The 23840-nt window shown below is 63.3% G+C and carries 24 protein-coding genes; 15 read left to right on the forward strand and 9 right to left on the reverse strand.

From position 1 onward, the window contains the following. Positions 1-160: 160 nt before the first annotated feature. Positions 161-904, forward strand: coding sequence for a queuosine precursor transporter (locus AC5RK6_RS05385; protein WP_435730988.1), 744 nt, complete (start codon positions 161-163; stop codon positions 902-904). 93 nt (positions 905-997) lie between these two features. Beyond that, positions 998-2263 carry a tRNA guanosine(34) transglycosylase Tgt gene (gene tgt, locus AC5RK6_RS05390; protein ID WP_435730987.1) on the forward strand — a complete coding sequence of 422 codons (1266 nt, stop codon included), beginning with the start codon at positions 998-1000 and terminating at the stop codon, positions 2261-2263. Between the two features lie 66 nt (positions 2264-2329). On the opposite strand, the gene AC5RK6_RS05395 is transcribed toward tgt, so the two are convergent. Further along, on the reverse strand, positions 2330-3775 hold the full coding sequence (locus tag AC5RK6_RS05395; RefSeq protein ID WP_435730986.1) for a hypothetical protein: 1446 nt from the start codon (positions 3773-3775) through the stop codon (positions 2330-2332). A 96-nt stretch (positions 3776-3871) separates the two neighbouring features. On the opposite strand from AC5RK6_RS05395, the gene AC5RK6_RS05400 reads away from it, so the two are divergent. After that, a complete protein-coding gene (locus tag AC5RK6_RS05400) occupies positions 3872-4975 on the forward strand; it encodes an FHA domain-containing protein (RefSeq protein ID WP_435730985.1) in 1104 nt (367 codons plus the stop codon). A gap of 36 nt (positions 4976-5011) precedes the next feature. Here the strand turns inward: AC5RK6_RS05400 and AC5RK6_RS05405 are convergent, their stop codons facing one another. Continuing rightward, positions 5012-6541 (reverse strand): DUF1846 domain-containing protein, encoded by a 1530-nt coding sequence (locus AC5RK6_RS05405; RefSeq protein ID WP_126135736.1) that lies wholly within the window; start codon positions 6539-6541, stop codon positions 5012-5014. A gap of 173 nt (positions 6542-6714) precedes the next feature. Between AC5RK6_RS05405 and AC5RK6_RS05410 the strand changes: the two genes are divergently transcribed. The 4 genes from AC5RK6_RS05410 (at position 6715) to AC5RK6_RS05425 (ending at position 9017) form a co-directional block, all read left to right on the forward strand. After that, positions 6715-7350, forward strand: coding sequence for a TetR/AcrR family transcriptional regulator (locus tag AC5RK6_RS05410; protein WP_435730984.1), 636 nt, complete (start codon positions 6715-6717; stop codon positions 7348-7350). Then, on the forward strand, positions 7347-8339 hold the full coding sequence (locus AC5RK6_RS05415; RefSeq protein ID WP_435730983.1) for a diaminopimelate dehydrogenase: 993 nt from the start codon (positions 7347-7349) through the stop codon (positions 8337-8339). The genes AC5RK6_RS05410 and AC5RK6_RS05415 overlap by 4 nt, the downstream gene beginning before the upstream one ends. A gap of 73 nt (positions 8340-8412) precedes the next feature. Next, a complete protein-coding gene (locus AC5RK6_RS05420; protein ID WP_435730982.1) occupies positions 8413-8697 on the forward strand; it encodes a hypothetical protein in 285 nt (94 codons plus the stop codon). 89 nt (positions 8698-8786) lie between these two features. Next, entirely contained in the window at positions 8787-9017 is a 231-nt protein-coding gene (locus AC5RK6_RS05425; protein WP_274778529.1) for a hypothetical protein, read from the forward strand. On the opposite strand, the gene AC5RK6_RS05430 is transcribed toward AC5RK6_RS05425, so the two are convergent. The 3 genes from AC5RK6_RS05430 to AC5RK6_RS05440 all read right to left on the reverse strand — a co-directional run bounded on the left by AC5RK6_RS05430 (position 9014) and on the right by AC5RK6_RS05440 (position 11941). Further along, entirely contained in the window at positions 9014-9589 is a 576-nt protein-coding gene (locus AC5RK6_RS05430) for a flavodoxin (protein WP_274778530.1), read from the reverse strand. The two genes, AC5RK6_RS05425 and AC5RK6_RS05430, sit on opposite strands and share 4 nt — an antisense overlap. A gap of 157 nt (positions 9590-9746) precedes the next feature. Beyond that, the gene (locus AC5RK6_RS05435) at positions 9747-11138 is read right to left on the reverse strand and encodes an ABC transporter permease family protein (RefSeq protein WP_274778531.1); all 1392 of its coding nucleotides are present in this window, start codon (positions 11136-11138) and stop codon (positions 9747-9749) included. Next, positions 11135-11941 (reverse strand): ABC transporter ATP-binding protein, encoded by an 807-nt coding sequence (locus AC5RK6_RS05440; protein WP_274778532.1) that lies wholly within the window; start codon positions 11939-11941, stop codon positions 11135-11137. Before AC5RK6_RS05440 ends, AC5RK6_RS05435 begins: the two co-directional genes overlap by 4 nt. A 124-nt stretch (positions 11942-12065) precedes the next feature. Here AC5RK6_RS05440 and AC5RK6_RS05445 point away from each other — a divergent pair, with 124 nt between their 5' ends. From AC5RK6_RS05445 to AC5RK6_RS05455, 3 genes are all read left to right on the forward strand, one after another. Then, positions 12066-13109, forward strand: coding sequence for a sensor histidine kinase (locus AC5RK6_RS05445; protein WP_279058433.1), 1044 nt, complete (start codon positions 12066-12068; stop codon positions 13107-13109). Continuing rightward, the gene (locus AC5RK6_RS05450; protein ID WP_274778534.1) at positions 13090-13842 is read left to right on the forward strand and encodes a response regulator transcription factor; all 753 of its coding nucleotides are present in this window, start codon (positions 13090-13092) and stop codon (positions 13840-13842) included. Before AC5RK6_RS05445 ends, AC5RK6_RS05450 begins: the two co-directional genes overlap by 20 nt. Positions 13843-13950: 108 nt before the next feature. Continuing rightward, the gene (locus AC5RK6_RS05455) at positions 13951-16659 is read left to right on the forward strand and encodes an ATP-dependent RNA helicase (RefSeq protein WP_435730981.1); all 2709 of its coding nucleotides are present in this window, start codon (positions 13951-13953) and stop codon (positions 16657-16659) included. A 99-nt stretch (positions 16660-16758) separates the two neighbouring features. Here the strand turns inward: AC5RK6_RS05455 and AC5RK6_RS05460 are convergent, their stop codons facing one another. Together AC5RK6_RS05460 and AC5RK6_RS05465 are read right to left on the reverse strand one after the other, a co-directional pair. Further along, on the reverse strand, positions 16759-17220 hold the full coding sequence (locus AC5RK6_RS05460; RefSeq protein ID WP_274734527.1) for a hypothetical protein: 462 nt from the start codon (positions 17218-17220) through the stop codon (positions 16759-16761). Further along, positions 17213-17821: a hypothetical protein gene (locus tag AC5RK6_RS05465; RefSeq protein ID WP_320758160.1), complete on the reverse strand. Its 609-nt coding sequence runs from the start codon at positions 17819-17821 to the stop codon at positions 17213-17215. Before AC5RK6_RS05465 ends, AC5RK6_RS05460 begins: the two co-directional genes overlap by 8 nt. Positions 17822-17978: 157 nt before the next feature. Between AC5RK6_RS05465 and AC5RK6_RS05470 the strand changes: the two genes are divergently transcribed. After that, positions 17979-18770, forward strand: a complete 792-nt coding sequence (locus tag AC5RK6_RS05470) for a hypothetical protein (protein WP_320758161.1) — start codon at positions 17979-17981, stop codon at positions 18768-18770. Here the strand turns inward: AC5RK6_RS05470 and AC5RK6_RS05475 are convergent. Further along, positions 18750-19790, reverse strand: a complete 1041-nt coding sequence (locus tag AC5RK6_RS05475; protein WP_320758162.1) for a hypothetical protein — start codon at positions 19788-19790, stop codon at positions 18750-18752. The two genes, AC5RK6_RS05470 and AC5RK6_RS05475, sit on opposite strands and share 21 nt — an antisense overlap. A gap of 272 nt (positions 19791-20062) precedes the next feature. Here AC5RK6_RS05475 and AC5RK6_RS05480 point away from each other — a divergent pair, with 272 nt between their 5' ends. The 3 genes from AC5RK6_RS05480 (at position 20063) to AC5RK6_RS05490 (ending at position 22818) form a co-directional block, all read left to right on the forward strand. Further along, positions 20063-21040 (forward strand): metal ABC transporter substrate-binding protein, encoded by a 978-nt coding sequence (locus AC5RK6_RS05480; protein ID WP_320758163.1) that lies wholly within the window; start codon positions 20063-20065, stop codon positions 21038-21040. Positions 21041-21151: 111 nt separating this feature from the next. Next, the gene (locus AC5RK6_RS05485) at positions 21152-21955 is read left to right on the forward strand and encodes a metal ABC transporter ATP-binding protein (protein ID WP_320758164.1); all 804 of its coding nucleotides are present in this window, start codon (positions 21152-21154) and stop codon (positions 21953-21955) included. Between the two features lie 23 nt (positions 21956-21978). Next, positions 21979-22818 carry a metal ABC transporter permease gene (locus AC5RK6_RS05490; RefSeq protein ID WP_284901051.1) on the forward strand — a complete coding sequence of 280 codons (840 nt, stop codon included), beginning with the start codon at positions 21979-21981 and terminating at the stop codon, positions 22816-22818. A gap of 184 nt (positions 22819-23002) precedes the next feature. Here AC5RK6_RS05490 and AC5RK6_RS05495 read toward each other — a convergent pair whose 3' ends face one another. Next, complete coding sequence (locus tag AC5RK6_RS05495) at positions 23003-23110, reverse strand: LPXTG cell wall anchor domain-containing protein (protein ID WP_284901008.1); 108 nt, start codon at positions 23108-23110, stop codon at positions 23003-23005. A 309-nt stretch (positions 23111-23419) separates the two neighbouring features. On the opposite strand from AC5RK6_RS05495, the gene AC5RK6_RS05500 reads away from it, so the two are divergent. Then, the gene (locus AC5RK6_RS05500; RefSeq protein WP_320758165.1) at positions 23420-23833 is read left to right on the forward strand and encodes a hypothetical protein; all 414 of its coding nucleotides are present in this window, start codon (positions 23420-23422) and stop codon (positions 23831-23833) included. Positions 23834-23840: the final 7 nt, after the last annotated feature.

Here is a 23840-nt window from a genome sequence, read left to right on the forward strand (position 1 = left end):
GCCAGACTCCTTGTCCAAAAACATTCAAGACATCACATGGCTAGTTAGTATCCGAGCGAATATACCCATTGCCACACATCCCGCTATAATCATGACCGTCCGTGCGGTGGCAGAGCCGGACACCATAACCATAAGTTCTCGATATGCATGGAAGGTCACGATGAGCTCGCAGTCCACCGCGCCGCACGGCGCCAGCACGCACTCCGATTCACCCTCCGCCACTTCGGGCACCGCCGCCCGCTTCGCGGACGTGGCCCGCTCCCACCTCTTCGTGTACGTAGCGGTCTTTTTCGTATCCTTCCTCCTCATTTCCAATATCGGCGCCACGAAACTCATCACCTTGAATATCGGTGGTCTTGATTTGTATTTCGACGGCGGCGCGATGCTCTTCCCGCTCACCTATATCATCGGTGACCTTCTTTCTGAGGTTTACGGTTTCAAAGTCGCCTCCCGCACCATCATCCTCGCGTTCGGGGTGCAGATCCTTGCCTCCTGCTGTTTCTGGCTGGTGCAGATCGCCCCGCCCGCCCCGGATTACGCCAATCAGGAAGCTTTCGAGGCGGTGCTCGGCGTGGTGCCGCGCTTCGTGGCGGCCTCCGTATTCGGGTTCCTCTTCGGCCAGCTCTCCAATTCCTACGTGCTGGTCTGGATTAAGCGCCGTTTCGGAGAGCGTGCCCTGTGGGTACGCCTCATTTCCTCCACCATCGTGGGCGAATTGCTGGACACCATTATTTTCTGCTTCGTGGCCTGGGGCGCGGATATCGCGGCCGGCAATGTCGAGTTCTGGTCTATCGTCAACCTCTCCCTGGTGGGCTGGCTTTATAAAGTCGGTATCGAAGTCATTTTCCTCCCGCTGACGTACGCCGTGGTTGGTGTGGTCAAACGCCACGAAGGCTTACGATAGGCAGCGGGCCGAGGTGGCGGCGTCGTCGTACCAACGCGCAGCGCGCGTGAACCGCACGGCACCGCAACCGCACCGCAACAGAAAGGTGAGAGTGTGACAACAGGATTTACGATCGGGACGCGCCTGGACGCGCGCGTGGGGGACCTCACCGGGCGGCCGCTGGGGCGCACCGGCGTTATCCACACCCCGCATGGCGATATCGCCACCCCGGCGTTCATTCCCGTCGGCACGAAAGCCACCGTCAAAACGCTCACGCCGGAGCAGGTGCGCGGTATCGGCGCGCAGGCGGTGCTCGCGAACGCCTACCACCTCTACCTGCAGCCCGGCCCGGAGATCCTGGACGCCGCCGGTGGGCTGGCCGCTTTCATGAACTGGAACGGGCCGACCTACACGGATTCGGGCGGGTTCCAGGTGCTCTCGCTCGGCTCCGGCTTCAAGAAAGTGCTCACCAACGAGTACGCCGGGAAAAATGCCGGGCGCGCGGATACCGAACTCGCGCGCGATAAAGAGCGCCTCGCGAATGTGGACGACGACGGCGTATGGTTCCGTTCCCACCTCAACGGCTCACGCCACCGCTTCACCCCGGAGGTGTCCATGGGGATTCAGCACCGGCTCGGTGCCGATATTATGTTCGCTTTCGACGAGCTCACCACCCTCCTCAACTCCCGGGCCTACCAGGAAAAAAGCCTGGAACGCACCCGCCGCTGGGCCGAGCGCTGCCTGGCCGAACACCGCCGCCTCACCATCGAACGCGCGGACAAGCCCTACCAGCAGCTTTTCGGCGTGATCCAGGGCGCACAATACGAAGACCTGCGCCGCAAAGCCGCCCGCGACCTCGGTTCCATGTGCGTGGACGGGCAGGAATTTGACGGTTTCGGAATCGGCGGGGCCTTAGAAAAGGAGAAGCTCGGAACCATCTGCGCGTGGGTGAGCGAGGAACTCCCGGAAACGAAAGCCCGCCACCTCCTCGGGATTTCCGAACCGGATGATTTCTTTGCCGCTATTGAAGCCGGCGCGGATACTTTCGATTGCGTCAACCCTTCCCGGGTGGCGCGCAATGCCGCGATTTACTCCCCGGACGGTCGCTTCAACGTGACCCGCGCCCAGTTCCGCACCGATTTCGGGCCGCTGGTGCCCGAGTGCGAGTGCTACACCTGCCAGAACTATTCACGCGCCTACCTCAATCACCTTTTCAAGGCGAAAGAAGCGCTGGCGGCCACGCTTGCCACCATCCACAATGAGTACTTCACGGTGCACCTCGTGGACACCATCCGCGCGGCCATCGAATCCGGCGATTACGCGGCCTGCAAAGAAGAAACGCTCGGGCGCTTCTACCGCGGGCAGTGGGGGCGAGCCTAGTGAGCGCACCCGCCTCAAACGCGCGGTGCGCTCACTGTGCGATGTGCTAACTGCGCGATGCGTTAGCTAGAACGCGCGGTGCGCTGCCTCGCTCAGTTTTCGGAAGGTCTCCGCATCGGGGAATCCGGACACTTCGTAGCGCGGCGGCCACACGTTTTCGAGCGGCTTGAAGCCCTCGGGCCACACGTCGCGGGCCACATCCACGCGAATGGTGATATTGGCGGCTTCGGGATCGGCATCGTCCAGGTAATTAATGAAATCTGCCACGGCTGGGATGGAACCGTAGTGATCCGAGCGGCGCCACTGCGTCAGGCTCACCGCGCCCTCGTCCAGGTCGTGCACTTCGTAGAGCGCCACGTGCCCCATTTCCTCGGGCCAGCGCGAAAGGAATTCCTGCTGGTGGTTGTACATGCGCCCGCGGAAAGTGGCGCGCAGATTCGCCAGCGGCGCGTAGGCCGGGTGATCCGGCATAGGAATCCACTCCATCCAGCCATCCGCGGCCACGGTGTGAGGGAGCGGGTAGATAGCGTCGTCGATATCGTAATCCTGGAGCAAACGGTTGAAGAGCGCGGGAAGCTCCGGATCATCAGCCAGCACCACGAACAGCCGCGAACGCGAAGCCGGCACGAAGAGCGGCAGCGAACCGTGATATTGCTTGCTGATGGAGTACGCGACCTGCTGGACAAGATCCACATCCGCGAACCAGGAACTCTGGTAATTATTCGGCGCGGTGAAGGCCAGCACCCGCGCGCCCGCGTAGAGCATAACGGCCAGCTCCAGGGCCGCGTAGCCCGATTGCGCGTTCAGGCCGCGCAGCGATTCCACCGCGTGCCCGAAAAGCGGACCCAGATCATCCGTTCCCGGAATCAGATCCAGATCCGAGAAATACAGCGGAATGATGTTATCCGGGGTGTCGCGCGCCAGGCCCACGCCAATGAAATCCGTGAGCGGCAGGTAGATAAAGGAATCATCTTCGCGTTGATTGACGCGCGTGAAATAGTCCGCGGCGCGCACAATCGGCATAATCGGCCCCTCGGTCTCGTCCTGTTCCTCCGAGAGCTCAGCGAGCGCGGGATCGTGGTGCGGGAAACCCGGGTCGCTCGGATCCATGGTTCCGAAGAATTGCGCGAAGATGTCACGCCACGACAGGTTTTTCTGGCCGCGGCCCGCGGGCGTGCCGGGCATCTCGGGCGCTTGGAGTTCGGTGTCCGGGGCGGTTCCGTTCGCGCCGTTCTGGTGCGACGACGCCGCTCCCGGCTGGGCGGACCCGGCCGCACCTTCGGTGACCTGCGGGGTGGTGGCCCCGGATACGCCGATAGTAATGAGGCGGTTGAGAAGTTCGCGCCGGCGTTCTTCGGGAGCATCCGGATCGATCATCTCAAAGGGGCGGAAGCGGAACGTGCGTCCGTCCGGAAGCAGAACATCCAGCCAGGGCCCGTCGGAATTGACCAGCGCGCCGGCTAGTTCAGGGTGAGCGGTGGCGACCTCGAGGGCCCAATTCATGAGCGACATACCTCTATTCTGGCAGAAAGTGGCGCAGGCCGCTTGCCGGGCGCGGTATCCTTGCAAGCAGAGATGTGACTCATGGAACCAGGTCGAGGAGGAGCCATGCCGTCCTATTCTTATCCCGGTGATGGGCTGCTGGCCTGCGTGCCCGGCCTGGCAGTATTCACGCCCGCGCTACCCGCGGATCCGGCCGCGGTGTGGGAAACGGTGCGCGCCGGCCACGATTTCCCCACTCTTCTCACCCACCTCTGGTCCGCGCTGGGCGCGGATTTCGCGCTGTTCTATGCCGACGGCCCGCTGCTGCGGGTTGCCGCGCACGGCCTCATCATTCGCGACGTTACCGGCCGCGCTGTCGCGGACGGCAGTAACGCCCTGACCTGGCAGGAAGCCGCCACCACCCAGGACACCACGGTCACCGTGGGTAACGCCTACGCTGCGGGTGCGGAAAATGCAGCTTTCGGTGGGAACGACGCCGCAGCTCCCGCACCCGGCCCGGCCCTCCCGCTCGAACGTGGCATGGCCCGCGCCGGTGGCGCTCGCATCAGCCTAAGCCCGGTTCTCACCGGCAGGCCGGCAACTCCCGCGCTCGCGGTTCCGGCTTCTTCCCCTGCCGCGCCGGCCCCGCACCAGGCCCCGCACCAGGCACCGCAGGCTCCACATCCGGTACCGCCCGCCCCGCCGCTGCCACCGGTACCGCCGGCGGCGCAGGAGGCGGAGGCCGGGCAGGCGGCGGAGGCCGCGGAGAGCGCCCCGGTTCCCAGCTACGCCGCGGCTACCGAAGCCTACCCGGTGCAGACCACCGAACCCTATCCTTCCTCCGGCATACCGGCCCCGCTCCCGGCTGTCGAATTGCGCTTCTCCTTCGGGGAGAACGTTGTGCTGGGCGGGGTGAGCCCGGCGCTCAAAAATATTATTATGGGGCGCCGTCCGCTCCTCGATGCCTCCTCCGCGGGCGGGGATCCGGCTGCCACCCAACTCCTTCCGGTTCCCTCCCCACGCCAAGAAATTTCGCGCACCCATTGCGAGGTTGCGGTAGCGGCTGGCGGCGCATTCCTGCGGGACTGCCATTCCAATAACGGCACCTACCTCAAGCACGCAGATGGCCCGCTGCGCCGCATCGAGCCGGATCACGCGGTCCGCCTGGAGGAGGGGGACCTGGTAGATATGGGTGACGGCGCCAGCTTCACGGTTCATTACCGCAGCTAGCGCCGCCACGCCCCGCCTTTCGGCTCCTTCTTCCGGCTACTTCCGGTACAGCGTTTTACGCTGGTAGTGCGGTTCGCTCGTGACATTCACACCGAGCGAACGGAAAATACCATCGTCCACGGATCCGAGGATCGTCGTGGTGTGAACATCGCAATTCTGCAGATCCTTGAGCTTGCTCAGCGCCGCTGCCGCGGTGGGATCGGAAGCCGCAGAAACCGAGAGCGCGATAAGAACTTCATCGGTGTGCAGCCGCGGATTACGCGAGCCCAGGTGCTCCGTCTTCAACGTCTGGATCGGGGCGATCGCCTCCGGGGCCAGCAACTTCACCGAATCGTCAATCCCTGCCAATACCTTGAGCGCATTAAGCAGCACAGCGGCGGAACACCCCAGCAGCTCCGAAGTTTTCCCGGTCACGATCGTGCCATCCGGGAGCTGCAGCGCGGCCGCCGGCCCGCCCGTGGCCTCGGCCTTACGCAGCGCCGGGGGCACCACCGGCCGGTCGGTGCCGGTCACCCCGAGCTTGGCCATAATAAGGGCAATGCGTTCGGAGCATACGGGTTCGGATTCGCTGCGCTTCTCATCAACAAGCGCGCGGTAATACCGGCGAATGACTTCCTGGCGGGCGGCTTCGCGGCAAACGTCGTCGTCGGAAATACAATATCCGACCATGTTGACGCCCATATCCGTGGGGGATTTGTAGGGTGTTTCCCCGGAAAGTTCGCGCAGCAGCAGACTGAGCAGCGGGAACACTTCAACGTCGCGGTTGTAATTAATTGTTTGCACGCCGTACGCGACCAGGTGGAAGGGGTCGATCATATTGACGTCGTCCAGATCGGCCGTTGCCGCTTCGTAGGCGAGGTTGACGGGATGATCCAGCGGAATATTCCACACCGGGAAGGTCTCAAATTTCGCGTAATTCGAGGTGATGGAATGCTGGTGATCGTGGTAGAGCTGCGAGAGGCAGGTGGCGAGCTTGCCTGACCCCGGCCCCGGCGCCGTCACCACAATAAGATCACGCTGCGTTTCCACGTACTCGTTCTTCCCGAAACCATCCTCGGAAACGATAAGCGCGGTATTGGAGGGGTAGCCCGGGATGCGGCGATGGCGCGCCACATTGAGCCCCAATTTAATAAGACGGCGGCGGAAATCGCGCGCTTCGTGGTTATCTTCCTCGTACTGGGTGAGCACCACGGAATTGACCATGAAACCGGCTTCGCGGAATACATCCACGAGGCGCAGCACCTCATCCTCATAAGAAATTCCCAGGTCAGCGCGGTGTTTTGCCTTGAGATCGCGCGCGTTTGCGGCAACGACGATTTCCAGCTCATCCTTCAATTCGGCCAGCATGGCGATCTTATTATCCGGGGTGAATCCGGGCAGCACGCGCGAGGCGTGGAAATCATCGAAAAGCTTCCCGCCCATCTCCAAATAGAGTTTCCCGCCGATCTTTTCGCGGCGTTCCCTAATTTTCTGGGACTGGAGCTTAATGTATTTTTCCCGATCAAATCCGATGCTCTGCGATGAGGGGATATGGGGGGAAGGGGAAGGGGTTTCTGTAGTAGGGATGGAGTTACGCGCGTTGTTATCAGCCACGCCGGTTCGCCTCTCTCGGTCACCTCAGCAGTACCGACAAAGTGTAGCGCCTCGCGGCGGATTTCGCATCGAGCCAGCGGGCGTGTGCAACCCGTTGCGCTCATCGGTTGAGTCCGCAACAATAGGGGACGACGTTGGGAGGAGATATGCCAAAGATTTCTGCGCCAACAGTTCGCGAGCATCGGGAGCTTATGACAGCCCGGCTCGTGGACGCCGCGGAAAAGATTCTCAAAGATGAGCCGGGCAAAACGCTATCAGCCGGGGCGGTGGCCGCGGCCGCTGGTATCGCGCGCAACTCCATTTACCGCTACGTCGGGTCGGTTGATGACCTGCGGCTCCTGGTACTCGAACGCAATGTTCCCAAGTGGCGTGCTCAGGTGATGGGCCAGGTTGATATGAATGCCGAACCGCGCGAACGCCTCGCGCAGTTGGTGGTGGCGTGCATCCGCCAGTCCGGGCAGCGCGAATCGCATAAATGGTTGATGGGCCTCATGCGCTCGGCCCGCGGGAAAGTTTCCGATAAGGCCACCGCGCATACCAAAATGGGTGTGGATAAAGCCCACGGATTCTTCACCGATGCCCTCAAAAGGTGTTGGAAAGATACCGGCATCGCGCATCCTGATATTTGGGCTTCGTTTAGCCGCGCCCTCATTTTCGACGCATTTCGCCAGGTGGAAACCGGCGCGTCGCTCGAGGATGTGTGCCGGATTGCCCGCCACACTATTCTTGCTATGTCCGCCGGGCATACAGATGACGAACTCGAGAAAGAACCACACGCATGACACACGCGCGCATCGCGATTAACGGCTACGGCAACTTGGGTCGCGGGGTAGAACAGGCCCTCAGCCTCGCTCCCGACCTGGACCTGGTGGGGGTATTCACCCGCCGCGAGGACGTCATGACCGCCTCCGGCCCGGCATTCCCCGCCGCCGAACTCACCGATCCGCAGCTGCGCGCCCGTTGGGCCGGCAAGATCGACGTCGTTATCAACTGCGGCGGCTCGAAATCGGACCTCGATACGCAAACGCCGCTCGTCGCCTCCGGTTTTAACGTGGTGGATTCTTTTGATACGCACGCGCGGATTCCCGCGCATTTTGAGAAGGTCGACGACGCCGCTCGCACGGCCGGCACCCTCGCTCTCATCTCCGCCGGTTGGGATCCGGGCCTCTTCTCGCTTCAGCGGTTGCTGGCCGAGGCAGTTTTGCCGGTCGGGCAGTCAGAAACTTTCTGGGGGCCGGGCCTGTCCCAGGGACATTCGGATGCGGTGCGGCGGGTACCGGGCGTGAAAAACGCGGTGCAGTATACCGTTCCCAAGGAGGATGTCCGCGCCGCGGCGCTGGCTGGGGAAACGGAAGGCCAGCTCAGCGCGGGTGATAAGCACCGTCGGATTGTTTACGTGGTCTTGGAGAGCGGTGCGGATGCCGAGGCGGTGCGCCAGGCCATCGTGACGATGCCGAACTACTTTGCCGAGTACGAAACCGAGGTCCACGTGATCTCCGAAGAAGAGTTTGCGGCGGAACACACCGGCATGGCCCACGGCGGCGACGTGATCCGGCATGGCGCTACCTCGCCGGGAACCTCGCACGCGCTGCACTTCAACCTGGCCTTGGATTCCAATCCGGAATTCACCGGTTCGGTGCTGGTGGCCTGCGCGCGCGCGGTGGCCCGGATGCATGCACGCGGGGAACGCGGGGCTATCACCCTCTTCGACGTTCCGCCGGCTTTGCTCCACCCGGCCAGCGGCGCCCAGCTGCGCGCGGAATTGCTGTAGATCGGGTTCTGCAGTCGTGATGTGGGATCCGGTACCGGCATTAGGGAGAATCGTCCCGGAGTTGATGTGGGGCATGCTCTTTTCATTTTTCGCGGACGACTTTGATCGCATCGGACGTTTTGATGTTGAAATCATCTCCGAAATTGTGCTGCTTGCCGTTTCCGCGCTGTGGAGTTTCTCCCGCCGGTATAAGGAAAACTGGGGAGAGGTTCTGCATGCCGGGCTCTATATGGGCGTATGCCTAGCCTTGGTGGCGATTAACAACTCTTCCTGGACGCGTTTCGCGGTGATTATCCTCGCTACCTGCTACGCCTTGGGGTATCTCCACCGGGCGAAAAAAGCTCAGCACCCGGAGTAGGAGCAGCTCATCGCGGGTGCATGATTCCCGCGTAAAATTGCCGAAAAATTGGTCTGGGAAGGTGCTCGTTCGTCGGCTAGGCTGTGGCTATGTCGATCATCTATGGCCCCACGTACACAAGTCTCGAGCAGGTGCGCGCCCGCATGGATGCCATTCTCTCCGAGCTGAGGATCTCGCGCGAAGAATTTGAAGAACGGATGGCTGAATATACGCTCAATCGGCGCGAAGCTGAGTTCCGTGATGAGTTTGAAACCCTCCAATGGTGTGAGGAACTGTTCCTCGATGATCTCGAGGAGGCCCGCAAACTCGGGAATTTTTAGACCAAATTCGCGGAGGCCAGCCATTCCTCCAGCGCGCTATCCGTGGTCGCCTCGCGCACGTTTTCCCCGCGCACGGAGAAAGGTACGCCGGTAGTTGCTTCCGGAGCCAGGTTGGTGAACGTCGATTCGATGTCCACTTTAGGTGAGCCAGACCAGGTGGTGAAGGGCAGCACCAGCTGATCCGTGAGCCCGGCGGACTTGAGATAGGTCTGCACTACCGGGGGAACCTGCTCGCACCAGACGGGGAAGCCAACAAGCACGACGTCGTACCCGCTAGCGGCGGGCGCCGGAGCCGTAAGCTCCGGATAAATCCCGTCTGCAAGTTCGCGGGTGCACTGGGCATGCGCCTCATTCGGATTCGCAGGATAGGGATGAACCGGGGTAATCTCAAAAGTATCTGCCCCCAAGCGCGCCGCGATTTTTTCGGCCAGCACCTTGGTGTTCCCGATCTCGAGGTTACGCACCTCCCCGTCCCAGAAATTCAGGCCGGCACGCGAGAAGAAAGCTACGAGGCAGCGCGGGCGGGGCGCGTCCGCCGGCGTTTCTTGCTGAGCCGCACGAATTTCTGACATCGGAATTTCCTTCCCGCGAAGCGAGCCCTCCGCACTGAGAATTGTGGCCGGAACATCATCCATTGTGCCACTGAGCCTGGGCTACCAGCGGGTCTTTATACCCGGGCGTCGACGCTTAATTCCTGAAGTTATTCTCAATTATTCGCGTGCCAACCCTCTAATCATTCGCGCGCCCGCGCGCCAGCACCACCCGAGTTTCCAGCGGCGTGACCACCAGGATGCTCGCCAGGCACATGGCCAAACCGAGGACCGTAATGATCCCGAGTTTCGTGAAAGCAGTGCTATCCATCCGCGCACCCCAGGAATAGTTCGTCAGGAGGGACATACCCACCCCGAGCGCGGTGGTCAGCGCCGTCGTTACTACCAACGGAATAAAGGTTTGCAGGATCCGAATCCGCGTGAAGACGGCCGTGGGGAAACCGAGGAAACGCAAGGACTGCGTTTGCTGTGCCGATTCAAAAACGAGGGAGGCGTGATTCGTGAGACCGGACAGCGCCACCACCGCGAAACCGAAACCGAGGGTCACCATAACGCCGGTGCCGATATCTGCGGAGATCAGCTGAAGCGCCACCGAATCCGAACCGCTCCTTTCGGGGAGCGTGGAGGTGTAGCCGCCGATGAAACACAGCAGCGCGAGGGTGGAGACACTGCGCCATACCGCGCGCGGGTCGTTGAGAATTCGCCGCGCCGCCATGAGTAGAGCAGCGTGGCGCGAGCGCACGAGCGGATAGGCCAGCGCCTGAATAATAAAGGAGGCCGCCACCGAGAGTGCGAAAAGGAATACCAGCGCCGCGCCCGCCATCATGATGATCTGCACGACGGGTGTGGAATCGCCACGCGCATTAGCCACCAGCACATACAGTAATCCGGCGACGGCGAACACCGCGAGGCGCCAAGCCCGCAGCGCCCGCGGGGCTTCGCGGCGCGCCACCCCCAGGGGCGAAATTGACACGCGCATCAGCCCGCCGAGCGCCGATACCAGCGTCACCACGAAGAGCAGCGCAATAACCGCGGCAATGAAGGAAACCGGTAGCAGCATCTGGGCCGGATTAATAGGGAGCCCGAGGAAGCTCAGCGCGCGCCACCCCGGCAGGGTTACCAGGTAGAGCACCGTGCCCAGGGCGGTGCCCAGCAGCCATTGCACCACCGTTTCACACAGCGAGATCGCAATCGTCTGGGTGCGGGTGGTGCCGACGAGGCGCAGGGAGGCCAGGCGTTGGGAGCGATCCTGTGCGCCGAGCCGCGCGGCTCCGGACGCCAGGGAAGAAATGGGGATAACCAGGAGTGCCCCGGCGAAAAGCGCCAGGCCAAGGTACATTTCCGTGAGGCCGGCGCCCAGGATCTCGCTCAGGGCGTCGAGGTGGGCGGTCATGGCCGGGCTCGGATGGAAATTCCAGTTATAAAACATGAAGATGCCGCCGGCGATGGTCAGCGCCATCGTGGCTGCCAGCGTGAAACTGAGCACCGCGAGGATGTCCAGCCAGGCGTTACCGGTGCGGGCGCGCAGCCGCGCCAGCGTGAGGCGGGGCGCGAAGGAGAGGATCGTCATTGCAGTTCGCCTCCGTTCGCGGTGGTGGCGGTGCCGGGCCACGGTGCGCCAGGAGCGCCGCCGGGTTGGGTGGCGCCGGGGCGTGCCGGGCCGGGCTGTTCCGCCACGGGAACGGTAGCCGAATCGGCGTGGATAACGCCGTCGCGAATCTCCACGAGGCGTTCGCACCAGGCGGCCACATTCGGGTCATGGGTGACAATAATGAGGGTGGCGCCGCTCATTTTCGCGGCGGTGGTGAGGATCTGGGTGACTTCGTGGCCGGTGGCCTGATCGAGGGCGCCGGTGGGTTCATCAGCGAACACCACCGCAGGCTGGCCGGCCAAAGCCCGCGCGATGGCGACGCGCTGGAGCTGCCCGCCGGACATCTCCCCCGGGCGGCGGTGGCGTTCGGGTTCCACCCCGAGCCGCGCCAGCCACATATCCGCCGCCGCCAGCGCCTCCCGCCGCGGCTTGCCCTGGAGGAGCAGCGGCACCGCCACATTTTCCCGAGCGGGCAGCTCGGGAACCAGCTGGCCGTCCTGGAACACAAAACCGAAATGTTCCAGGCGCATTTTCGAGCGCTGCCCATCGGACATATCCGAAATCGGCTCGTTGCCCAGCAGCACCGTACCGGTGGTGGGAGCAATAATCCCGGCTAGGCAGTGCAGCAGCGTGGACTTACCCGAACCGGACGGGCCCATAATCGCCACCGACTGCCCACCGGGAATCCGCAGTGATACCCGGCGCAGCGCGGCCACGTTCCCAAAATTCTTCGTGAGATTATTCGCCACCAAATCCGGGGCGAAATTCTGTGCTGTATCCATGGCTCTAGTCAACTTCCGATTGGGCGGCGGCGGCAGGGCTTGTACTCCACACTTATGGTAGAGCCAGGTCTACCATTGCCGGATTTGCGCGTGCCGGTAGGTTCGACCCGGCTACCATGGCGGTATGACAACGCGGAGCACCGAGCCCGGTGATCACACCATGCACGTGGATAACACCCGAGCGGTGGCGCAGCAACTACGCCACGCCACGGTGCGCGGGGTGCTCGCGGGCGGACTCGGCACCCTCGCCCTGATATTCGTGGCGGTAGCCGGGCTATCGCTACTCGGCGGATTCAGTCCGATCCCGGTTATTATCGGGCTGGCCGGTCTGCTGCTCCTGGGCGGGGCCGGGTGGATAGTGTGGCGCGGGAACGTGCGGGCGCTCGCGGACGTGGCTCCGGCGTCGTCGACCTGGATGGCAGAACCATCCGATCATCGCGACGTTGTGCACGCGCAACGCTCCATTGCCGCGGCTTTTGAAATTGAACGGCGCCGCATCGAACGCGATTTGCACGACGGCGCCCAGCAGTACCTGGTCGCAACCTCGATGGATGTGGGTGAGGCGGCGTTTCTGCTGGAAGGTGACGCGAGTGGCACGGTGAGTTCGGCCGATCTGGCGGCGGCGCGCGAACGCATGGCTTCGGCGCAGGACCGCGCGGAACTGGCCCTCACCTCGCTGCGGCGCACGGTGGCCGGTATTCATCCGAAAGTGCTCTCTGACCTGGGGCTGGAAGCGGCGGTGCGCGATCTGGTGGTTTCCGCGCCGGTGCCCGCCACCCTGCGGGTTCCGAGTCCGCTACCCGAGATCCCCGAAGGCGTGATCGCCGCGGCCTATTTCACGGTGGCCGAAGCGCTGACGAACGTAGCCAAACATGCGCCCGCCGCCACCGCGACCGTGCTGCTCATCGCCGATGACGACCTCCACCTCAGCATTACCGACACCGGCCCGGGCGGCGTGATTCCGGGTAGCGGGCTGCGCGGGATTGGGGAGAGGCTCGCGACTTTCGGCGGTAGTCTGCGTATTTCCAGCCCGGTGGGCGGGCCCACGGAAATCCGCGCGCGCATCCCGCTGCTGCTCCACCGGGGAGAGTGGGGAAGCGGGGCCGGGGTGGCGGCGTTAAGCGAAAATCCGAGAACGGAGGGGACGGATGCGTTTGGTAGTTGCTGATGATTCCGCGCTATTTCGCGAAGGGCTATGCGGGTTGCTGGAGCGGCGCGGGCACACCATTGTGGCCACCGCGGCCACCGCACCGGAGCTGAGCGAGACGGTGCGTGCGGCCACCGCCCGCGGGGAGGCCCCCGACCTGGTCATTACCGATGTGCGCATGCCACCCACCATGAGCGACGACGGCCTGCGCGCCGCCGTGGAGCTGCGCCGCGAATTCCCGTCCCTGGGCATTATGGTGCTCTCCCAATACGTCGCACCGGCCTACGCGCGCGAACTTTTCCACCCGACAGCCGGCGGAGGTACCTCCGGTTTTCCCGCGAATACGAGCGCTAATACGAGCGTGAATACAAGCGCGGACGGGAACGGGGACGATGCGCCGGGCGGCCTGGGGTATTTGCTCAAAGATCGCGTGGCGCGGGTGGCGGATTTCGTGCGCTCCCTGGAGATTGTGGGGGTGGGCGGCGTGGTTGTGGATCCGGATGTTGCGGCCCAATTAATGGCGACGACGCCGTCACTCCTCACGGAGCTCACCTCCCGCGAACGTGAAATCCTGGAGCTCATGGCCCGGGGCTACGCCAATTCCGCGATTGCCGCCGAGCTCTACCTCACCGGGGCGACCGTCTCCAAACACGTGGCGAATATTTTTCTCAAGCTGGGGATGCAGCCCGGGGAAGAAAACCGCCGGGTGCGGGCGGTGCTGGCGTATCTGACGGAAACCTCGCGCGCGGGCTGAGGCGCGCGGTGCGCCGTTCGCGCATACGGCGTTTCGCGCATACGGCGTTTCGCGCGTGCCGTGGTTCGGGGTGACAAGTGTGTCGGAGGCCCGTGGGAGAATGGGGGCATGACCTCGGATCCCTGCGCTCGCCTGCTCGCTGCCCCGCCCGCACTTCCGGTAGCAGCCCACCTCGATGAGGTGCGCGCAGCGCTGCCGCTCGCGGTGGTGAGTGCACCGCCGGGAACCGGGAAAACCACGCTCATTCCGCCGCTGGTGGCCCGCGCGCTCGCGGAAGGTGCCGGGCGGGTCCTCGTGATTCAGCCGCGCCGGGTGGCGGCGCGGGCAGCGGCACGCCGCCTGGCCGAACTTTTCGGGGAGCCGGTAGGCGCTACCGCCGGGTATAGCGTGCGCGGGGATTCCCAGGTGAGCCGGGAAACCCGCATTGAAATGATCACCCCCGGTATTGCGGTGCGCCGCCTGCAAAGCGATCCGGAATTGCACGGAATCGGCGCATTGATTTTTGACGAAGTACACGAACGTCATCTCGATGCTGATCTGGCCCTCGCCCTCGCCCTGGAAGCCCGCGCGGCTTTCCGCCCGGATCTTCTGCTGGTAGCCATGTCCGCCACCGTGGAATCCCAACGCACCGCTAGGCTGCTGGAAGCAGGTGCCGTGGCTCCCGAAGAACTCCCCCGCATTGTGGATATTCCGGGCGTGCTCCATCCCCTTACTCTGCGCTACGCGCCGCCCGGGCGCGGGGAAGAACCCCTGGGCACAATTTCGCGGGACGGTGCGCTCGGGGTGCGCCGGGAATTCTTGGCGCACGTAGCACGAGTGGTGGAACGGGCCTTCCGGGAAGTGGAACTCGGTGACATATTGGTCTTCCTCCCCGGGGTGCGGGAAGTGGAGCACGTGGTGGGTCTGCTCGGCCACCTACCCGCCCGAGTGGCACCCCTGCACGGGTCGCTTACGGGCGCCCAGCAGGATGCCGCCCTCCGGGAAGTTGCGGGAACCCGCAGCATTATTGTGACCACCGCTATCGCAGAATCTTCTCTTACGGTCCCCGGGGTGCGGATCGTGGTGGATAGCGGGCTATCCCGGGAACCGCGCACCGATTACGCCAGCGGGATCAGCGGGCTCGTCACGGTGCTGGAATCCCAAGCTGCCGGTATCCAACGCGGTGGGCGCGCCGGGCGTTTAGGGCCGGGAACCGTGTATCGGGTCATGAGCGAAGCCACCTGGGCTCGCCTCGCAGAACGCTCCACCCCGGAAATTTACACGGCCGATCTCACCGATTTTCTCCTGCAAGCCGCCGTGTGGGGTGCTCCGGAAGGGCGCGGGCTCGCCCTCCTCGATCCGCCCCCGCAGCCGGGCGTGGCAGCCGGCATGCGCGCCCTCACCGCGCTCGGCTGCGTGGTACCAGAACACGGCAGCGCAGATGGTGCGGCCGGTGGAGATCCCGGTGCGGAAAGCTCCTGGCAGGTCACGGAGCTGGCCCGCACCCTCGCCCCGCTCCCGGTCAGCACCCGGCTAGGCCGCAGCCTGCTGGAAAACACCCCGCGGCTCGGGGCGGGAACAGCCGCCCAGATTGTTGCCGCGCTCGCGGAATCGCCCCGGCTCCCCGGGGCAGATCTGGCCCGTTGGCCCACCACCGTTTCGCCAGCCTGGGCCCGGCAAGCCCAACGCCTTGAGAAACTGGCCCGCCGCGCCCTGGGTGAGGTGGCGGCAACCGGCAGTGGGCAGAGTAAGAGCGGGCAGAGTGGCATTGAGCAATCGGGCAGCGGCACACCCAGTCGCGGGAAAACCGATACCGCAGGTTCCGGTAAAACCGGCGTATCCGGCTTCGGGAAACCTAGCCGGTCCGCTCGCAGTGATGATGCCCTCGCCCTCGTTACCGCCTGGGCATATCCGGATTTGTTGGCCCGCGCGGTGGATAGCACCTCGGGGCGTTATCTCCTGGCTAATGGCAGCGGAGCGGTACTCCCGCACGGCTCTCCGCTACTGGGAACACCCTGGCTTGCGGTAGCAGAAGTGAGTGCGAGCCAGGGCCGGGCGGATGCGCTCATCCGCGCCGCCGTACCCGCAGATGAAGAACTCGCTCGCCAAGCCGGTCACGGCCTCATCACTACCGGCACATCTATGAGCTACCGGAAAGGCCGCCTCCGCGCCCGGGAAACCACGCGCTTAGGAGCCATTGAACTCACCGGTCGGGCCCTCGAACAGGTCCCGCGCGCCGCCGCCACCGCGTGGGTGAACGCCGCAGCCAGTTCCGGCACCCTCCCGCTCGAATTCACCGCCGGAGCCCAAGCCCTGCGCGAACGCCTCGCCTTTCTCCATACCGTCCTGGGGGAGCCTTGGCCAGATATGGAAGAATCCGCGCTGCGCCAACGCATCGAGGAACTGGCCGGCCCCGAACTCGCCGCCCTCGCCCGGGGTGGCACCTGGGGAAACCTGGGGGCCAGCAATATTGAACGCCTGCTGCCCTGGCCCGAAGCTACTCACCTTGATGAGCTCGCCCCCGCCAGCATTACTATCCCCACCGGGGAACAACGCACCATCCACTATGCGGGAGCCCGGCCCACCGTACGCCTGCGCGTCCAAGAAGCCTTCGGCTGGGCCCGTACCCCGCAGCTGGCCGGCGGGCGCATCCCCGTCACCCTCGAACTCCTCTCCCCGGCCGCCCGGCCCGTTGCCATCACCGACGACCTCGCAAGCTTCTGGGCCGGCCCCTACGCCCAAGTGCGGGCGGAAATGCGTGGCCGCTACCCGCGCCACCCCTGGCCGGAAGATGGCGCTACCGCCAGCCCCACCAAGCGGGCCCGCCCGCGCCGCTAAATCGCGTGCGCGCCGCTAAATCGGGTGCGTGCCGCTCGGCGCGGGCGGGTAGGCGCAGTCCAGCAGCTAAAGTACACCCAGGCCGTCCCGGACTATGCCTCAGTAGCCAAAGGTCAGGGTGCCGGTTTCGTCGTCGTCGGCAAACTCCCGGCGAATAGAAGTAGCGGCCCCGGCAAGATTACGCAAACGCGCCCGCAACGTCTCAACCGTGAGGCCCGCCATTGGCAAACAAATCCGCAACTGCAAGTGCCCGCCGGACATCACCGCATCGCCATCCAAAAACTCGCCGATCCGCTCCAAAACATCGCGGGTACGGGCCTCCGTCGGCGACTCCACCAGCGATGCCGCCACGTAGAGCACATCCCCCAGCCCGGGAACATTCGCGTAACTCGCGATCATCTCCTGCTTATCTGACTCCGAACGCCACACCACCTCGAAACGGTAATGCACCCCGTCCGGCTGCGCCTGCGCATGATAATCAGCAACAAGTACCTCATACAGGCCCGCCGCTGTCGTCACATCGCGGGCATCGCGTTCGTCGCGCCCAGACTTCTTAGACATCAGCCTCCCCTTCCTGGGCGGATTCCGACAGCGCATCCGCACCGCTCAACGCCCGGGCCTGCGCCGCCACCAATGCCGCGCAGGCAGTCAGCTGCGCAGCCGGGGCTGGCAGCGCCACCGCGTAATGAATATGGGTGCGACCACCCAGCAAGCGAATCCCGCCAATTGGCAGCGTATCCGCCGCGCGCAACACTGCGATAAGATCCGGGCCGGTCGGGTCAATACCAAAATGCTCGAGCACCGCCGCCGCATTGCGGGAAAGCACCGAGTCAGATTGCGCATAGGACTGCGCCCCAGGTTGCGCTGCGGGCGTGGCGCCAGGCTGAGTGCCTGCTTGCGTGCCTGGCGGAGTGGCAACGGCATCAGACGCCGCGGATGCGGCGGCGCCGTCGTACTTGCGCATTTCCGCGCCGGTGAGTACAGGTGCCGCAAGATGAACGACGGTACGGCTATCGCGCCGGGTTGACTGCCCGGGCCAGGCTGTTACCGGCACCCCGTGAGTGACAAAACGTAAAGCCGGAGTTTCATCCGCCCGCGCACCCTCATAACTAGCACGCAAAGCCGCGGCGGCTTCCTCCCATGTTGTGAACTGTGATACCACCTCACCAGTATTCCACGTTGGCAGAAAAATGCGGCACAGGCCGGGCGTGCCGCGTACAATAGAGAACACCCCGTCCGTGCTTTCCCGCGGGCGGCCCCCTGAGCGTCCTCGTGATTTTTCCGCGGCCCTCGAGTAGCAAAGGACGGTACCAGCAGCCATGGCGCATGGAGCACATCTGGCCCCCGAGAGTGACAACCAGGCGGATGCCTCCGCCCTGGATCGGGCCCTTCTTGCTATGGTCGCCGAAGCGGCACGCCTGACCGCCCCGCGCATGTGGATCAATCGCCTGCGTTTCTCATCTCGCCGCGCAGCGGTAGCTGCACGTAGCCGCCTGCAACGCAACGGCTGGGTGCAACAATCGCAACTCTCCCAATTTGGGCGCTCCAAAGATGCCTGGATGCTCACGCTATGGTCCGCCACCGCCGTGGATAATGGTGTTATTGCCGATTCGCGTTCCTACCTTGAACTCATCGCTGCCGCCACCACCGGGCGCTACCTGGGCTGGGAGGCCTCGCTACTGCCGGCCCTGCGCGAATGTGATAACCCCGATTATTACCCGGAAGGTAGCATCGGTTGGCTCGCCCCCGGGGATGAGAATTATCTACACGAAGCACGCGAAGAAGCGAAGAAACTGGTGCCGCGCGGCCGGGAACTACCCCGGAATTTACGGGATATTTGCGCATTGCTGCCCGAATTGCGCGGCCAGCGTTCCCGGCAGGCCCTCGCCTCCGGGCTCGGAGTGCTTATCGGGGACCGGCTGGTGGCCCATGCGCCGCTAGCCTGGGTCGCCTATCGCCAGCGCGGCGGTTTTTATCCCTGCCTGCTGGGTCTGGAACGCGATACCGCCTATTTCCCCGAATCTATCGTTGCCGAAGCTTATGACGCCGAAGCGGACCTGTGGGAACGCCTCCGGGAAGCGGTGCTGGAACTACCCGCGGCCGAGCAGTAACGAATACCGCGCCGCACCTTCAATTTGGCTGGCAATCCACCCCGGCCGCTGCCCGCTGATCTCAAAAGCGTGGCTGAAATAAAGATCGGTGCCGTGCACCACCACCCCGCCGAGTGGAAGAGCCGCGGCCTGGTGTGCCGCCTCCCGAACTCCTTCCGCGGTGGCATCTCCCAGGCGCAACGTCACCGCCGCGCTATCCGCCCCGCTGACCAGGGTATTGCGTAGCATCACCACCGGAACCTCAGAGCCATCCACGCGGAGCGTGGCCCCAAAACCGTATTCGGCCTGAGCCGCATCGCGCTGCCCGAGCAACGGAGCGAGTGCGGAAACTAAACCATTCCAGCGATACACCCCGGCCGTGCCCAGGAGTTCATCGAAACGGGCATCCACCCCGGCCGGGTCTGTGAACTGATCGGCATTCCCGGGTGCATTACCCACAAAAGGATTCATTTCCGGGCGCGCGGAAAACGTATCCTCCAGAATATCCCCGGCGCCGGCCACCGCTTCCGGCCCAAAAAGATCATCCTTTGTGGGGGGAACGTTATCGAGACCGCGCACGAATACCGCGGTAGCGTCAATAGCGGCGACGACGAGGAACTTCACCATGCTGGTTAGCCGCGAGAAAGGCAAGCCGGCCATGCGCAAAGCCAGATGCAGGACCACCTCCTCTCCGACAATACGCACATCCCCCAGAGAGAAGGTCTCAAAAACCCAGCCGGCCAAGCCGGTCACATCGATGAGATCCGCCCGGCCCACCCCGCAGCGCAGATTGAGATAGGAACGACCCTCCCCATCGCGGGCAGGAGAAAGCTCCACCGTTTTTAGGTTGTGCCCGATCGCCACGGCCAGGCGCAGCCCTTCCGTGGATGCCACCGGTCGCATCCCCGCCCGGCATGCGGTCACCACGCGTTCCCAGGTATTAATAATGTAGCCAGGTTCACCGGGTTCGGCTTCCGGAATATCGCCGAGGGAAGCGGCGATGGTGTCAATTTCCCGTCCGATAGCGTCCATCTCATCCATGGGGGAAGTCTACCCGGGGCCTACGCCAGCAAAATGCGGTGTTCACGTTCGGCGGGGCGGTGGGCGACATCATATTAAGTAAAAATGTGGCGAATAACCGGGGAGAAAGTCCCAGCTGTGGAGTGACGCCCTCGCGCGCGGGGCTAAACTCGCGTAGGATTAAGCCCCGTCACCAAAAAGTAAGGGTACCCTTACTTACGAGCGCTGGGCCTCCTCACGGATGTATCCACTCAGGACCTCAACGCCCAGTATAAGCCAGAAAGGGGATGGTGATGGGAATGGGATATAAACGGGGTGCGGTACGGGCCGGCCTGGCCGCGCTGCTGGTGAGCATGCTTGCCGTGGTGGGGGCCTGCGGGACTGCGTCGTCGCAAGAAAAAAACGCAGGAAGTGAGAAACCGCAGGTACTCACCACCTTCACGGTACTGGCAGATATGGCACGGAATATCGCCGGCGAACATATGGAGGTCGCGTCGATCACCAATCCGGGGGAAGAAATCCATGATTATCAGCCTTCGCCCGGTGATATTAAGCGCGCGGAAGGCGCCGATATCATCCTCTACAACGGCCTGGGCCTGGAGCGATGGTTTGAGAAATTCGTAGAGAATTCCACTGCTGAACGCGTTAACCTCTCCGATGGAATTGAGCCGGTCGCCATCGCGGAAGGTGATTACCAGGGCAAACCGAATCCGCACGCATGGATGAGTCCGAAGAACGGCAAACTCTACGTGGATAATATGGTCGCTGCTTTTTCTAAGGTAGATCCCGATCACGCCCAGGCCTATCGCACCAACGGCGAAAATTACAAGAAACAACTGGATGCCATCGCCACCGATATGGACGCAGCCCTGGCTACCATTCCCGAATCCCAGCGCGCGCTGGTGAGCTGCGAAGGTGCTTTCTCCTACCTCACGCGTGATCACGGCCTGCAAGAAAAGTACCTGTGGGCAGTCAACGCCGAAGGCGCGCAAACCCCCAAGGCCAAGGCCGACCTTGAGAATTTCGTGCGCACCTCCGGGGTGCGGGCGCTGTTCTGCGAATCCACCGTGGATGACAAAATGGCGTCCGTTGCCGAAGACACCGGTGTTCCGGTAGCCGGCTTACTGTACGTAGACTCGCTTTCCGAGGCGGACGGTCCCGTGCCCACCTACCTCGATTTGCTTCGGTACGACGCCGATCTCATCACCCGCGGGCTCACCGGCAAGGCCGGCGAATCCGCGAGCGAACCCACGAAACCAGCCGGCAAGTAAACGCCGCTCGCATATAAACGCTGCTTTCACGTGAACGTTGCTAACACGGCAACGATGTTCGCAATATATGCAGCTCGCACCTACGCACAATCGCAGAAAGGCGGAGGAACGGTGGCAACACCAATAGAATCTCCGAAATACGCTCTGGAAGTGAGCGGTGTTCACGCGCGCTACGGCTCGGTGCAAGCCCTCACCTCGGTGAGCTTCGGGCTGACCCCGGGTGTTATTTGCGCCCTCGTGGGGCAAAACGGCTCGGGTAAATCCACCCTCATGAAATCAATTATGGGATCGGTGCGGCACGGCGGGGATATTACGATCCTCGGCCAGAGCGGCACCCGGGCCCGCAAAGCCGGCCTGGTCGGCTACGTTCCCCAAAACGAAGGCGTGGACTGGGCTTTCCCGGTGAGCGTCCGCGAGGTGGTGACCATGGGCCGCTACGGCTTCATGGGCCCTACCCGCCGCGCCCGCACCGAAGATCGGGAGGCGGTGCGCCACGCCCTCGACATGGTAGAAATGACCCCCTACGCCGAGCGCCAGATCGGATCGCTTTCCGGTGGGCAGCGCAAACGCGTATTTATTGCCCGCGCCATCGCCCAGGGCGCCCAGCTCATGCTCCTCGATGAGCCCTTCGCCGGGGTGGATAAACCGTCGGAAACCATGATTATTGCGCTGCTCCAGAAACTGGCGGCTTCCGGGGTAACTATCCTGGTCGCCACCCACGACCTGGCCGGCCTGCCCCAACTGTGCTCCGAAGTGCTCCTCCTCAACCGCCGTGTTATTTTCCACGGCCCGGTGGCCGAAGCCATGAAGCCCGAGCACCTCATGCAGGCTTTCGGCGTCGTCCCCGATCACCACGAACCGGACCCGGCCGCGGACCCGGCCACGCACCTGCGCAAGGCAAAGGAGAATCGCTAGTGTGGTACGAACTTTTCGTTGAAATGTGGACGCACCCCTTTATGGTGCGCGGGGCTACGGTCACCCTCACCGCGGCGATAGTGTGCGCGGTCATCAGCTGTTGGCTGGTGCTCATTGGCTGGTCGCTCATGGGCGACGCGCTCTCGCACGCGATTCTGCCCGGCGTGGTTATCGCCTATGTGCTCGGGATGCCCTTCTCCCTGGGTGCGGTCATTGCCGCGCTCATCGCGGTGGCGCTGATTTTCCTGCTGCGCTCCACCTCGCGAGTCAAAGAAGACGCCTCCATGGGAGCAGTATTTACTTTGTTCTTCGCGGTCGGGTTGATCCTTATCAAACTCAACCCCTCCAATGTGGACCTCAACCACGTCATCTTCGGTGACCTGCTGGGTGTCACGCGCGCGGATATGATCCAGGTGGTCATCCTGGCACCCCTCGCGCTCGCGATTCTGCTGTTCAAGCGGCGCGACCTCACCGCCTACGCTTTCGACCCCACCCATCTGCAAGCCATCGGCATCCGGGCCCGCACGCTCGGCGCGATTTTGCTCTTCTGCCTGGCGCTCACGGTGGTGACAGCCATGCAGGCGGTGGGCGCGATCCTCATTATTGCGCTGGTGATCGTGCCGGGAGCCACGGCTTACCTGGTCACCAATCGCTTCCGCGTCATGCTCATATTCGCCCCGGTTTTCGCGGCGGTGTGCGCGCTGGTGGGTCTGTACGTTTCCTACTGGCTCGACCTTCCTTCCGGCGCCGCGGTGGTCACGGCCCAGGGCCTCATGTTCCTGGTGGTCTGGTTGATTTCCCCGCACGGTTTGCGCGGCAAGCTCGAGGGCGCGCGCACCCGCGCTGCCACGGTTTCCATATAGAACGACGGCGCAGCTAGCGGGCGGTGGCCTTCCCCTAAAATATCGGTGCGCCAAGAAACAGGTGTGGCCCAGAACCTTCGCGGTCCTGGGCCACACCTGTTTTTGCTAGTGCTTGATGTACTGGCTATGCGCTGCTTAGCTTGCGCTGTGTTGTAGCCATGCGCCGTGCTTGGCTAGGTGCTACTTAGCTATGCCGGCGCCGCACCAGCATCCCGGTTCCCAGCAAAGCAATGGCACCAGCCAACAACCACGCGCTTTCCGCGCCGGTGGCGGTCAGCTTCTTCGAGATCATGCTCTTGTAACCGGAGCACTGAGACGCAGCCCATTGGCGTAAGCGGTCTGGCAGTGCAGATTGAAACCACCGGCAAGGGGGCCTTCTTCGCGGCAGCCACATCTCTAGGCGCCTGACCGTGGGCAGGGGCTGCTGCACGGGAGAAGCAGGATGCTAATCGGCGGTACTGTGCGGAAAGAGTGTGGGAGGCGGGTGTGCGTCGTCGTAAAATTATGTAATCTAAAACCATTGAGGTAACAAACTTCGCGCAAGGGTGCGGGAAAGAGATCCCCTCATTCGTCGCGGTGTTCGCGAGAAAGGTGCACGGTCATGGGTGTTATTCGGGGCGTGACGGAAGAAGATATTCTCGCGTTTCTTCGCGAGAACGGTATCGAGGCGGGCGCGAACTACCTCGTGGCACGCAAGTATCGCAGCTTCCTGAATGGAATCAGCAAGCTCCTGGTCTCAAGCCTGTGGAATGCAATCGATGCGGCGGTGATCCGGGTGCTCGTGGTCACCGATGTCGAGTTTATTGTGATCAATCCGGAAGGTGTGTCGGGGCTGTCACATATTTCGCGAGCGGACGGCAAGCGTTTCCGGCGGTACTCGTGGGAGAGCGTGATCGATTTCCATGTGGAGCGCAAAGCTACGACCGCGCTTATTAGCTGGACCGTGGAGGGCAAGGCACAGACGTGGGAAGTTGATGTGACCGATCCGGGGGTCTTCAGCTTCAACCCGGGCTAATAGACAA

Source organism: Actinotignum sp. usb-actsch-213, from assembly GCF_059085665.1.

Bases quoted from the DNA above. Each gene is read 5' to 3' on its own strand.
- AC5RK6_RS05385 (WP_435730988.1), top strand. From the start codon at position 161: ATGAGCTCGCAGTCCACCGCGCCGCACGGCGCCAGCACGCACTCCGAT.
- AC5RK6_RS05395 (WP_435730986.1), bottom strand. From the start codon at position 3,775: ATGTCGCTCATGAATTGGGCCCTCGAGGTCGCCACCGCTCACCCTGAA.
- AC5RK6_RS05400 (WP_435730985.1), top strand. From the start codon at position 3,872: ATGCCGTCCTATTCTTATCCCGGTGATGGGCTGCTGGCCTGCGTGCCC.
- AC5RK6_RS05410 (WP_435730984.1), top strand. From the start codon at position 6,715: ATGCCAAAGATTTCTGCGCCAACAGTTCGCGAGCATCGGGAGCTTATG.
- AC5RK6_RS05415 (WP_435730983.1), top strand. From the start codon at position 7,347: ATGACACACGCGCGCATCGCGATTAACGGCTACGGCAACTTGGGTCGC.
- AC5RK6_RS05420 (WP_435730982.1), top strand. From the start codon at position 8,413: ATGCTCTTTTCATTTTTCGCGGACGACTTTGATCGCATCGGACGTTTT.
- AC5RK6_RS05425 (WP_274778529.1), top strand. From the start codon at position 8,787: ATGTCGATCATCTATGGCCCCACGTACACAAGTCTCGAGCAGGTGCGC.
- AC5RK6_RS05430 (WP_274778530.1), bottom strand. From the start codon at position 9,589: ATGTCAGAAATTCGTGCGGCTCAGCAAGAAACGCCGGCGGACGCGCCC.
- AC5RK6_RS05435 (WP_274778531.1), bottom strand. From the start codon at position 11,138: ATGACGATCCTCTCCTTCGCGCCCCGCCTCACGCTGGCGCGGCTGCGC.
- AC5RK6_RS05440 (WP_274778532.1), bottom strand. From the start codon at position 11,941: ATGGATACAGCACAGAATTTCGCCCCGGATTTGGTGGCGAATAATCTC.
- AC5RK6_RS05445 (WP_279058433.1), top strand. From the start codon at position 12,066: ATGACAACGCGGAGCACCGAGCCCGGTGATCACACCATGCACGTGGAT.
- AC5RK6_RS05450 (WP_274778534.1), top strand. From the start codon at position 13,090: ATGCGTTTGGTAGTTGCTGATGATTCCGCGCTATTTCGCGAAGGGCTA.
- AC5RK6_RS05455 (WP_435730981.1), top strand. From the start codon at position 13,951: ATGACCTCGGATCCCTGCGCTCGCCTGCTCGCTGCCCCGCCCGCACTT.
- AC5RK6_RS05460 (WP_274734527.1), bottom strand. From the start codon at position 17,220: ATGTCTAAGAAGTCTGGGCGCGACGAACGCGATGCCCGCGATGTGACG.
- AC5RK6_RS05470 (WP_320758161.1), top strand. From the start codon at position 17,979: ATGGCGCATGGAGCACATCTGGCCCCCGAGAGTGACAACCAGGCGGAT.
- AC5RK6_RS05475 (WP_320758162.1), bottom strand. From the start codon at position 19,790: ATGGATGAGATGGACGCTATCGGACGGGAAATTGACACCATCGCCGCT.
- AC5RK6_RS05480 (WP_320758163.1), top strand. From the start codon at position 20,063: ATGGGAATGGGATATAAACGGGGTGCGGTACGGGCCGGCCTGGCCGCG.
- AC5RK6_RS05490 (WP_284901051.1), top strand. From the start codon at position 21,979: ATGTGGACGCACCCCTTTATGGTGCGCGGGGCTACGGTCACCCTCACC.
- AC5RK6_RS05495 (WP_284901008.1), bottom strand. From the start codon at position 23,110: ATGATCTCGAAGAAGCTGACCGCCACCGGCGCGGAAAGCGCGTGGTTG.
- AC5RK6_RS05500 (WP_320758165.1), top strand. From the start codon at position 23,420: ATGGGTGTTATTCGGGGCGTGACGGAAGAAGATATTCTCGCGTTTCTT.